Source organism: Chryseobacterium elymi, assembly GCF_003385495.1.
Taxonomy (GTDB): domain Bacteria; phylum Bacteroidota; class Bacteroidia; order Flavobacteriales; family Weeksellaceae; genus Chryseobacterium; species Chryseobacterium elymi.
This window is the reverse complement of sequence record NZ_QNUH01000008.1, coordinates 182,662-192,715: the sequence shown is the minus strand read 5'-3', so window position 1 is coordinate 192,715 and position 10,054 is coordinate 182,662. Positions and strand designations below refer to the sequence as shown.

Here is a 10,054-nt window from a genome sequence, read left to right as displayed (position 1 = left end):
GTATATTTACAGTTACAAAGACCACCTTGGAAATGCAAGGGTAAGCTTTGGAAGAACCAGCGCAGGAGTTCTTGAAATTGTAGACAGCAACGATTATTATCCTTTTGGGATGAATCATTTGAAAACTGGAAATGCTTATTTTGGAGCTGGGAAATATCAGAATTACAAGTACCAAGGACAAGAATTGCAGGAGGCTGGTTTTTACTCGTTTAAGTGGAGAAACTATATGCCTGATGTAGGAAGGTTCTTTAATGTGGATCCACTTACAGAAGAGTATCCAACATGGTCTCCTTACGTTTTTAGTGGAAATCGAGTTATTGACGCCCGTGAAATAGAAGGATTAGAGCCACATGTATTATTTGGATCACAAGATAAAGCTGCAAGAAATTTTGGGAAACAATACAATGGAAAATCAATTCTTAATAAAAGAGAATATGCAGCATTTATTTATTCTATAGATGTAGATAATAAAACGTATTATGCTTATAATACTCCTGCTAAAGGGAATCCACACGGTGTTCCAAAAGATAAACTTAACAAGTATACCCCTAAAGGAGGGAAAATTGTCTCTTACATTCATACCCATGGGAACGATGATCCCGGATATGACGATGAAAATTTTTCAGGAGAAGTAGGTGAATTAGGTGGTGACATTGGGTATGCTGAAGAACAAAAACTAGGTGCTTATTTAGTAACTCCTGGAGGAGTGTTAGAATATTTCGATGTAAATACTGGCAAAGCTTATACTTTAAATTATGATATGCCTAGTGATCCAAAATCAAAAAATCGACAAAATACGATCGATCCAGAAATGTCACCTTTGCCATCAGAAGGAGACAGACCAAGGCAAACTCCAAAACGATACCCTAATCCTACTGAACCAAAATTTGATGGAATTTTGGAATCAATAAAAGATAAAAAAAGAGAGGAAATAATATTAATAAACCAACCTCAAAAATACCATAGATAATGAAAAACATTTTATATTTCATCTGCGCTATTTTAGTATCATGTTCTAAAAATAGACCACTAAAACCTAGTGAAATTACAGGTTCTGATGAAAACATTGCTTTAACTCTTGCAGAAAACAAATGGAACGAAGTTTATGGGAAACCTACAATAAAGAAAGAAAAACCATTTAGAGTACAAAAGAAAAATGATAGCATATACATCATTAAAGGTTCTTATCCAAAAGACGAAATCACTGGTGTAGCCTATGCAGAAGTGAACGTAAAGACAAGGAAAGTGATTAAATATACTCACGGAGAATAATAACTAGCATAACAAAAAACCCTCGCAATTGCGAGGGTTTTTGTGTTTTATTATGTTCTGTTTACGAACGATCGCTTTTCTTTACTGCTACAGTATCTTATGATTGTACAAAAATCAAAATATTTACAGTTACAAGGATCAGTTAGAAAATGTAAGGGTCTCATTTGGAAGAACTTCCAGCGGAAATTTAGAAATTGTAGACAGCAACGATTATTATCCTTTCGGGATGAACCAGCTGAAAAGTGGAAATGCATACTTTGGAGCAGGGTCGTATAAAAATTATAAATTTCAGGAGCAAGAATTACAGGAAACTGGTTTTTACAGTTTTAAGTGGCGTAATTACATGCCCGATGTGGGGCGATTTTTCAACGTAGATCCGTTAAGTGAAAAATATGCTTACCAGTCACATTATAATTTCTCTGAAAATAGGGTTGTTGATGGTAGGGAATTAGAAGGCCTGGAATGGTCAGGAATACATTATAAGAATTTAGATGGAAATGAAAATATTCAATATAGTGTTGATTTCAAAGTTCTAAATAATAGTAGTATTATGACACAAGATGACGTGAAAATTAGAACAGCTGAGCTTGTTAAAACAATGGAAAATATTTATTCTGGAGTTGACAGCGAAGGTGTATCACTTAGTACAAAAGTGAATAATATTGAATTTGTAAATAGTGTGTCAGCAGGCGACTATTATATAGATTTCGTAGATAAAATTGAAGGAGCAAGTAGCCCACTTACGATGGGAAAGGTAAATAACATTGGAAATTCACAATCGAATAGAATTCAGATTATGTCTATATTAGGTTCTGAAACTGGAGAAGTAGCCAGTCATGAATTTGGTCATACTGTTGGATTAAGACACGATATAGATCCAGCTAACCCACCACACATAAAACAAAGTATGAAATTTGTCAATCTAATGACTTCTGATACAAACGGGAAGACTTTAACAAAAGAACAATTTAGCGAGATTAAAAAGAATGTACCCATAACTACTAAGGTTGAAACAGAAAATAACCAATCTATATCACCATTTAACCAAGACTAATTATGAAAAAGAGTATTTTATTTTTAATCGTGTCATTTTTTTGCCAATGCCAGCAAAGACATAATTATACTTTCAGCAAAGAAAACGAAAAACCTATTTTAACAGAACTGCAAAAAAAAATTGATATAAAAGGAAATTTTATCAATATTTTTTTCGAAAGCTATTTTGATAATGAAAAAGTTTCTTTACAATGTGATTCTAAAGAAGTTTTTAATAAAATTATAACAACAGATCATACAATAAATTTAGCAGATTATTACTTACAAAAGTCGAATTGTGAAGAACTGACAGCTAATATCGGGAGTCAGAAAATTCTCTTAAAAAAGAAAGATATTGAAATGTATAAATATCTATATGTTAGCAAAAAAAAGAATACTGTTAATTTGGTTTTATCGAACACGCCCCGTACATATTATTAATTAAATAACTTTTGAATCTTTATTAAAAGCCTACGATGATGCAAACGTCCGCTTTTCTTTACTGCTACAGTATCTTATGATTGTATAAAATCAAAATATTTACAATTATTCCGATCATTTAGGAAATGCAAGGGTCAGTTTTGGAAAAACCAGCGCAGGTGCTCTTGAAATTGTAGACAGCAACGATTATTATCCTTTTGGGATGAATCATTTGAAAACTGGAAATGCTTATTTTGGAACTGGGAAATATCAGAATTACAAGTACCAAGGACAGGAGTTACAAGAGACTGGTTTTTACTCGTTTAAGTGGAGAAATTATATGCCTGATGTGGGAAGGTTCTTTAATGTGGATCCATTGACAGAGGAATACCATACTTGGACTCCTTATGCATTTAGTGGTAATAGAGTTATTGATGCAGTAGAACTGGAAGGATTAGAACCAGTAGAAATAAATAAAGGAACTAAGAATTTAGTAATTGTTAATCAAGGCTATGTTGGTTCGCCCCCACCGGGAGCAACTCAAGCACAAAACTATACAAAGTATAATAAAGATAGTTATATCGATTATGATGGTATAGGTGTTATTAATAATCTAAATAGCTCAACAACCCAAGTAGGAGTATTTGCTTCTTCAAGAGGGGAAAGTACAAAAAATGATATATTAACTTCAGTCAATAGTTTCAGAAAACAAAGTCCAAATGGTAAATTAATTATGGTTGGGCATAGTCTGGGAGCAGACAATCTTGTTGAATTAGCTAATGAGAATCCTACTGTAAAGATTGATCTTTTGTTTACACTAGATATTGCTGATCATCCTCTATCAGGAATTGATAGCGATAAAATCCCATCCAACGTTAAAACCGCTGTCAATTATTATAATAAAAATGATGGGTTCATGCATAGTGCAATTGGCGGGGAAGATATAGAGGCAAGAGACCCTTCTAAAACCAAAATATCGAATGTTCCTGTAAATGCTTCACATACACAAATTGATAACAAATATCGTTATAATGCATACAATGCAGTTGTTAAAGAGTTAAACAAACCAGAAGAAAAGAAGCCGTGAAAAAAAATCTTATAATTCAAATAATCAATATTGTTTATTTTTTATTAATAGTAGTTATTTCTAACAGTGATTTTGTGTATTTAGGAACAAGAAATGTTATAATTGGTCTTTCTTTGATAGGTTGCTTATGTAGTTTATTTGCAATTATTGTTTCAATAAAACTTGAAAGCAAATTTAAATGGTTGTTTTTAGTAATTAATATTGTAATTCTTTTAATACATTTATATGGTATATATTTTGAGATAGCGATTTATAATGCTTAGAAAACGTCACCCCGCTACGCAAAGTCTGTGACTTTGAGCAGATAAAATAAACCACCGCAATTGCGGTGGTTTACAATAAAAAATTATATAGGATGCAAGGGTAAGCTTTGGAAGAATCAGCGCAGGCGCTCTTGAAATTGTAGACAGCAACGATTATTATCCTTTTGGGATGAATCATTTAAAATCTGGAAATGCATTCTTCGGGGCGGGTTCTTATAAAAATTATAAGTACAACGGCAAGGAACTTCAGGAGACGGGAATGTATGATTATGGCGCAAGATTTTATATGTCGGATATTGGACGTTGGGGCGTCGTGGATCCCCTTGCAGAAAAGATGCGTCGTCATACCCCGTATAATTATGCTGCAAATAATCCAATTTTCTATGTTGATCCTGACGGAATGTTGTCCGTAAGCTCTCTTCAGCAAATGTGGGATAATACAACTTCCTCAAGTACATGGACTAATAATGGTAATGGGACTTATGATGGTGGGGAAAATGATGATATTAGAACCACAATAAATTCTTCTAGACGAGAAGGAAATACAGAATATAAAAATGTAAATATGACTGTAACAATGAAAGTCTTAAATCTTTCAGGTGCAGATTTATCATCTACTATGTTTAGTAAATCCAAGGGTTCAGTTTCATTAAAAGAATTCCAAGGTTTAGGATATCAATCATATGGAGCTTCAATAAATTCAAGTGTTTATATTAGTTCATTTAATATTGAATATGAAGTTGTCAATAGCTTTGATAAAATTGGAAAAAAATGATCATGTTATGATGATAGTAGATGAAGTTGTTGATTCAAATGCAGGTGGTGGTGATACTTTAGGTTGGGGAACAGTAGGTGGTAGAATTGGTGCGGTTGAAAAGAAAACAATAGGATCTAACCTATTCAATGATGTTGTAAAACACGAGTTAGGTCATAATTTAGGATTAGATCATTCAAATAGAGGACTAATGACTGCTTTTACTGCTGGATCAACATCGTTAAGTAATCCTGAGAAAAATACTATTTATACGGCTTCAGGCTTAGGTGTTATTTTATCAAATGGAATGACTGGAAAATCTTTTTCATCTCAGGCAAGTTGGCTAAAAGGATGGGATAAAACTCCTTCTACTACATTAGCTCGAGACTTTTATAAAAAAAATGTTAAAAAATGAGAATACTAATAGTTACTAGTTTGTTATTGTATGTTTTAGTTTCGTGTAATAAATCTAATATTGTTGATGAAAAATTGTGTCAGGAATATAATATTGAACAATATAAATTTTGTATTCCTAATAATTGGGTAAACAAAGAAAATACTAAATATGATTCAAAAAATTTTTTATTTGTAAATAAAGGAGACTCAATAGTTATAAGCAGTGGTGTTACAAATATAATAGATGATCCAATAGTTGTAGACAATGAAAAAGAGAAGCAAACATTACTTGACTTTTCTAATGGAGAACTGTCATCTAAGGATATAATAATATATAAAAATAAAGATTTTGATACATCACATTCAACCTATCTTAAAAATTATTATTACTATGATAAAATCAATAACATTGATGTATTATTGATTTTTCCCAAAAAACAAGAAGGTACTATTGGAGCGATTTTTAATAAAGAGACTAGAGGCAATAAGCTTTCTATTTACTGTAACAATCCATCCATAGAAACACAACAGTCAATTAAAAGAATATTAGAAACAGTTAAAATAAGATAATTATTTACCCGTATCTCCCGCACGATTGTATCGTGTGGCAGATAAAACAAAACCCTCGCAAAATGCAAGGGTTTTTTGTGTTATAATGTGGCTGCGTTTTTATTAAAGAAGTCTTTAAGTTTTTTGTGGTTTTTCAATAAACAATTCAGCAAAGCAAGCTACCGACAAATTCACGCTGGAAAATAACAATCTATTTTTGATATCAATTTCGGACTTTTGGAATAGCTATAATGATCTTATATCCAATTATCGGGAATTACTTAGGTTTTACTGTAATTATTGCAGTTTCTTTAGTATATTTGTTAGACAATCAACACCACACAAAATCTTATTACCATGAAAAAGTTCCTTTTAGTCATTCTCGGAATCCTAGTTATTTTAGTTGCTGTATTGCTCATCAAAATGTATACGTATCCTTTTAAAAAAGCAGTGGCAGAAACTTCAGAAGGATGGAAGCCTGTGAAGAATGATTCTGCCGTATTGCGTCTGTCAGGCGGCATCAAAATTCCTACGGTTTCCACCGGTAGTCTGGGTGAATTCAATTATGCACCGTTTGATCAGTTTAAAGAATATCTGAAAACATCTTATCCGCTCGTTTATCAGAATACCGAAAATAACGAGATTAATACCCATGCTTTGGTTTTCAGGCTTAAAGGCAGCGATCCTTCACTGGAACCTATACTTTTTCTTTCCCATATAGACGTCGTTCCTCCCGGTGATGCCGATGTGAAAAATAAAGAACAGAATATTTTCAGACCTGATGATAAACCTCTGCCTCCGGTTTCTAAAGTAGCGGAGGACTGGGATTTCGAACCCTTTTCAGGGACCGTGGCTAATGGTAGAATTTATGGAAGAGGAGCTATAGATATGAAAGGAATGCTCTTTTCACTTATGGAATCTATGAATACCATGATTAAAAGCAAAAATATTCCTAAACGCGATATTTATCTGGCTTTCGGCTTTGATGAAGAAGTGGGTGGACAAAAAGGAGCTGTACAGATTGCAGATTATTTTAAGAAAAAAGGACTTCAGTTTGATGCAGTGTATGACGAAGGGGGGTTGATTATGCAGAAAGGTAATGTAGCAGGCGTAGATTCCGATGTAGCGGCTGTTGGATGTGCAGAAAAAGGTTTCTTTTCTGCAAAGATAAAAGTCAAAGGGCTTGGAGGTCACTCTTCAATGCCTCCCATGGAAAGTGCAATAGGAAAAGCTGCTGTGATTATGCAGCGTCTTGAAGACGACCAGATGAAACCTTCTATAACACCGCTCATCGAAGAATTCTTTAGTAATATTGGCGGCACAATGCCATTTACTTCCAGGCTGGCCCTTTCCAACCAGTGGCTGCTAAAGCCTCTTCTTTTATCCCAGCTTACTAAAAATAATACAACCAATGCTCTGGTGCGTACCACAACTGCTTTAACGATGATGAAAGGAAGCGACGGAACTAACGTACTTTCTCCCGAGGTGGAGTTTGTGGTCAATTTTAGATTGCTTCCTGGAAACACTGTGAAAGATGTCCGTGAGCATATTGCAAAAGCGACAGAAGGTTTTGATGTTGAGGTAGAAGATATCGACAATACAAGAGAAGCTTCTGCTGTTTCTCCTTCCAATACAAAAGGCTTCAAATTAATAGAAGCCGGAATCAGAGAGATCTATCCGGGAGCCATTGTGACCCCATATCTTACTATAGCCGGTACCGATGCTTATAAATATCAGATTGTAAGCAAGAATATCTACAGATTTATGCCGATCAGGATCAACAGCTCAGAACAGCAAAGCATCCACAGCACCAATGAATATATCAGTATTGAAAACTACCTGAAAATGATCCATTACTTTGAATATATGATGATGAATTATGACAAATAGTGTTTGGTATCAGAGTTCAAGGAGTTAGAGAGTCGTAGAGTTTGAGTGTCTTAGAGTTTCGGGATTCGGATTACGGGGGTTAAAGTAGGAGTCGCTATTGTGTATTTCGGCATCTTAAAAGTTAACCGTTGCTGTATAAAGATTTTAAATAATTGGTTTAAGTCTTATGATCACCCTTAGTCTTAGCCTCATCAAAAATCTCATGTCTGAAATCTGAAATCTTGATTCTTGCATCTTGACTCTCAAAAAAAAAATAACACGTCAAGTTTTGTCGCATTACAGCAATAGCTTTGTCATATCAAAATTACAGAGCTATGGAATTGCCGTTTTACTTAACATTTAAAGAATTTGAAAACCATTATTACAACACCCTTGAAAAATGGTTTGAAGAATATCATAATGCCAGCGAGATCGATTTTTTAAAAAACCTGGCAGATCTTTACAGTCCTTATTTGTACTACAGTTTTGCAGATGACAGGCTTCTGGCTGATGCATCTATGGAGATCAAAGACTGCTTTTTCCCTTATCATGAAAAAATCGGGATCACTTTCTGTACCAATTGTGAAAATGAAAAACATCCCAAAGCTGCCAAAGGCATGAACCATATATTTGAGTGGAAAACCATCACCATGATGGAATACGCCCAGCATATTCTGGACAAAATCAACAGGCACCTGACAAAAAATGGCAACTCTATGGACAGAAATAAAACGGTTTTGGATTATATCAATGACCGTGAAATTATTACCTCAAGAGAAGGGGCGGGATACTGTGTGAATTACAACAGGCATCAGGCTGCAGTTCCTTTTTTGAAGGCTTATCTTCCTTATTATGGACAGACCGTGAATATTGCGGTGTACAGGGATTTTATTTTTTCTGTCGCGCAGATTGCAGAGTATATAGACAGGAAACTGAAAGCGGTACAGGCTTTTGAATACACTGTGTATGCTAAATTAAAATCAGAAGCCAAATTCAAAGTGCAGATGAGCCACCAGTTTCTAACGATTTGTAATTAAATTTTTACACCAAACATTCATATCTAATTATATTGATGGAAGACCTTCAACAGTTTTCCGGACAAATCCCCGGTAGGAATGCCGGGATTTTGTTTAATTTCGCTCACTATTTGATAGCACGAGTAAAATAAAAAAGCCTTAAACAATTAAGTTTAAGACCTTTATCTTTTTGCAGAGAGGAAGGGATTCGAACCCTCGATACAGTTACCCGTATACTACCTTTCCAGGGTAGCTCCTTCAACCACTCGGACACCTCTCTATTTGAGATTGCAAAAATAGGGTAATTTCTGGAATCTGCAAATTATTCTTTAAAATTACTCAGTAATTTCTCCACAAAGACTCCTGGTGAAGTTATCTGCAAAGGTTCCGGAGTAATTCGGATTGTCTATCAGGTGCATCGCTTTACTGATGGCACTTTCTGCTGTCATATCTTTTCCGCTGATCGCTCCGATCCTTGAAAAAATATTACTGTTCTCATACTTTCCGAACGAAATACCTCCTGAAATACACTGGCTTACCACTACAATTTCAGTTCCGTTGTTTCTGATTTCCTGAAGTGTTTCCCGCGTTTTCTCACTGCTGAAAATAGTTCCCGAACCGAAAACCTGAAGAATAAGAACCTTCATTTTAGGGATTTCTTTAAAATGGCTCAGATGCATGCCCGGGAAAATTCTCCAGAACAGAATATCTTCAGAAATATGTTCATCTACATGAAATTCTATATCAGGATCACACCGGTAAAGATTATCCTTAATGATATTTAAATGAACGCCGGATTGTCCCAATATCGGGTAATTCGGACTCGCATAAGCATCAAAATACTCCGCAGAATATTTCAGTGTTCTGTTCCCTCTTAATAATTTATACTCAAAATAAACAGCAACTTCCTGAATAACCGCTTCATCATTTTCATAAAGACTGGCATAATAAAGGCTTGTCAGAAGGTTTTCCTTCGCATCCGTTCTCAGATCTCCGATCGGAAGCTGTGAACCCGTCATAATTACAGGTTTTCTAAGTCCTTTCAACATAAAACTTAAAGCAGAAGCTGTATAAGACATCGTATCCGTTCCGTGAAGAATCAGGAAACCGTCATACAGTTCATAATTTTTGAGAATGTAGTTAGCAATAACCTTCCATTCCTCAGGTCCCATATCCGAAGAGTCCAGCGGTTTGGCAAATGGATGCACAAATACTTCGCATTCCATTAATTTCATCTCAGGCATTTTTTCGAAAATATTTCCAAAATCAAATGCGCGGAGGCTTCCGGTTTCATAATCTTTTTCCATACCGATGGTTCCTCCGGTATAAATGAGCAGGACTTTTCGTTTCATGAATTACTTTTTTCTAAGAAATTGAGCCTCGTTCAGGTTCATAG

General features: G+C 34.8%; 11 protein-coding genes and 1 tRNA gene. 10 read left to right on the top strand and 2 right to left on the bottom strand.

What is annotated here, in order from left to right:
• The 10 genes from DRF60_RS11720 to DRF60_RS11675 all read left to right on the top strand — a co-directional run.
• The coding region (locus tag DRF60_RS11720) for a DUF4329 domain-containing protein (RefSeq protein WP_116012241.1) at positions 1–970 on the top strand (970 nt) is incomplete at its 5' end.
• Positions 970–1,272, top strand: coding sequence for an NTF2 fold immunity protein (locus DRF60_RS11715; protein WP_116012240.1), 303 nt, complete (start codon positions 970–972; stop codon positions 1,270–1,272). The genes DRF60_RS11720 and DRF60_RS11715, both read left to right, overlap by 1 nt.
• Before the next feature lie 103 nt (positions 1,273–1,375).
• Positions 1,376–2,326, top strand: a complete 951-nt coding sequence (locus DRF60_RS11710; protein ID WP_116012239.1) for an RHS repeat-associated core domain-containing protein — start codon at positions 1,376–1,378, stop codon at positions 2,324–2,326.
• A 2-nt stretch (positions 2,327–2,328) separates the two neighbouring features.
• On the top strand, positions 2,329–2,745 hold the full coding sequence (locus DRF60_RS11705; RefSeq protein WP_116012238.1) for a hypothetical protein: 417 nt from the start codon (positions 2,329–2,331) through the stop codon (positions 2,743–2,745).
• 97 nt (positions 2,746–2,842) lie between these two features.
• Positions 2,843–3,811 (top strand): RHS repeat-associated core domain-containing protein, encoded by a 969-nt coding sequence (locus DRF60_RS11700; protein ID WP_317125827.1) that lies wholly within the window; start codon positions 2,843–2,845, stop codon positions 3,809–3,811.
• Between the two features lie 378 nt (positions 3,812–4,189).
• Positions 4,190–4,849: an RHS repeat-associated core domain-containing protein gene (locus tag DRF60_RS11695; RefSeq protein ID WP_317125826.1), complete on the top strand. Its 660-nt coding sequence runs from the start codon at positions 4,190–4,192 to the stop codon at positions 4,847–4,849.
• Positions 4,850–4,856: 7 nt separating this feature from the next.
• Positions 4,857–5,243, top strand: a complete 387-nt coding sequence (locus DRF60_RS11690) for a zinc-dependent metalloprotease family protein (protein WP_238640195.1) — start codon at positions 4,857–4,859, stop codon at positions 5,241–5,243.
• A complete protein-coding gene (locus DRF60_RS11685) occupies positions 5,240–5,794 on the top strand; it encodes a hypothetical protein (RefSeq protein ID WP_116012234.1) in 555 nt (184 codons plus the stop codon). Before DRF60_RS11690 ends, DRF60_RS11685 begins: the two co-directional genes overlap by 4 nt.
• 336 nt (positions 5,795–6,130) lie before the next feature.
• Positions 6,131–7,663, top strand: coding sequence for a M20/M25/M40 family metallo-hydrolase (locus tag DRF60_RS11680; RefSeq protein ID WP_116012233.1), 1,533 nt, complete (start codon positions 6,131–6,133; stop codon positions 7,661–7,663).
• Positions 7,664–7,977: 314 nt separating this feature from the next.
• Positions 7,978–8,679 (top strand): hypothetical protein, encoded by a 702-nt coding sequence (locus tag DRF60_RS11675; protein ID WP_116012232.1) that lies wholly within the window; start codon positions 7,978–7,980, stop codon positions 8,677–8,679.
• A 172-nt stretch (positions 8,680–8,851) separates the two neighbouring features.
• On the opposite strand, the gene DRF60_RS11670 is transcribed toward DRF60_RS11675, so the two are convergent.
• A tRNA-Ser gene (locus DRF60_RS11670) sits at positions 8,852–8,938 on the bottom strand.
• 55 nt (positions 8,939–8,993) lie between these two features.
• The gene (locus tag DRF60_RS11665) at positions 8,994–10,010 is read right to left on the bottom strand and encodes an asparaginase (protein ID WP_116012231.1); all 1,017 of its coding nucleotides are present in this window, start codon (positions 10,008–10,010) and stop codon (positions 8,994–8,996) included.
• Positions 10,011–10,054 lie beyond the last annotated feature (44 nt).

Bases quoted from the DNA above. Each gene is read 5' to 3' on its own strand.
- DRF60_RS11715 (WP_116012240.1), top strand. From the start codon at position 970: ATGAAAAACATTTTATATTTCATCTGCGCTATTTTAGTATCATGTTCT.
- DRF60_RS11705 (WP_116012238.1), top strand. From the start codon at position 2,329: ATGAAAAAGAGTATTTTATTTTTAATCGTGTCATTTTTTTGCCAATGC.
- DRF60_RS11690 (WP_238640195.1), top strand. From the start codon at position 4,857: ATGATGATAGTAGATGAAGTTGTTGATTCAAATGCAGGTGGTGGTGAT.
- DRF60_RS11685 (WP_116012234.1), top strand. From the start codon at position 5,240: ATGAGAATACTAATAGTTACTAGTTTGTTATTGTATGTTTTAGTTTCG.
- DRF60_RS11680 (WP_116012233.1), top strand. From the start codon at position 6,131: ATGAAAAAGTTCCTTTTAGTCATTCTCGGAATCCTAGTTATTTTAGTT.
- DRF60_RS11675 (WP_116012232.1), top strand. From the start codon at position 7,978: ATGGAATTGCCGTTTTACTTAACATTTAAAGAATTTGAAAACCATTAT.
- DRF60_RS11665 (WP_116012231.1), bottom strand. From the start codon at position 10,010: ATGAAACGAAAAGTCCTGCTCATTTATACCGGAGGAACCATCGGTATG.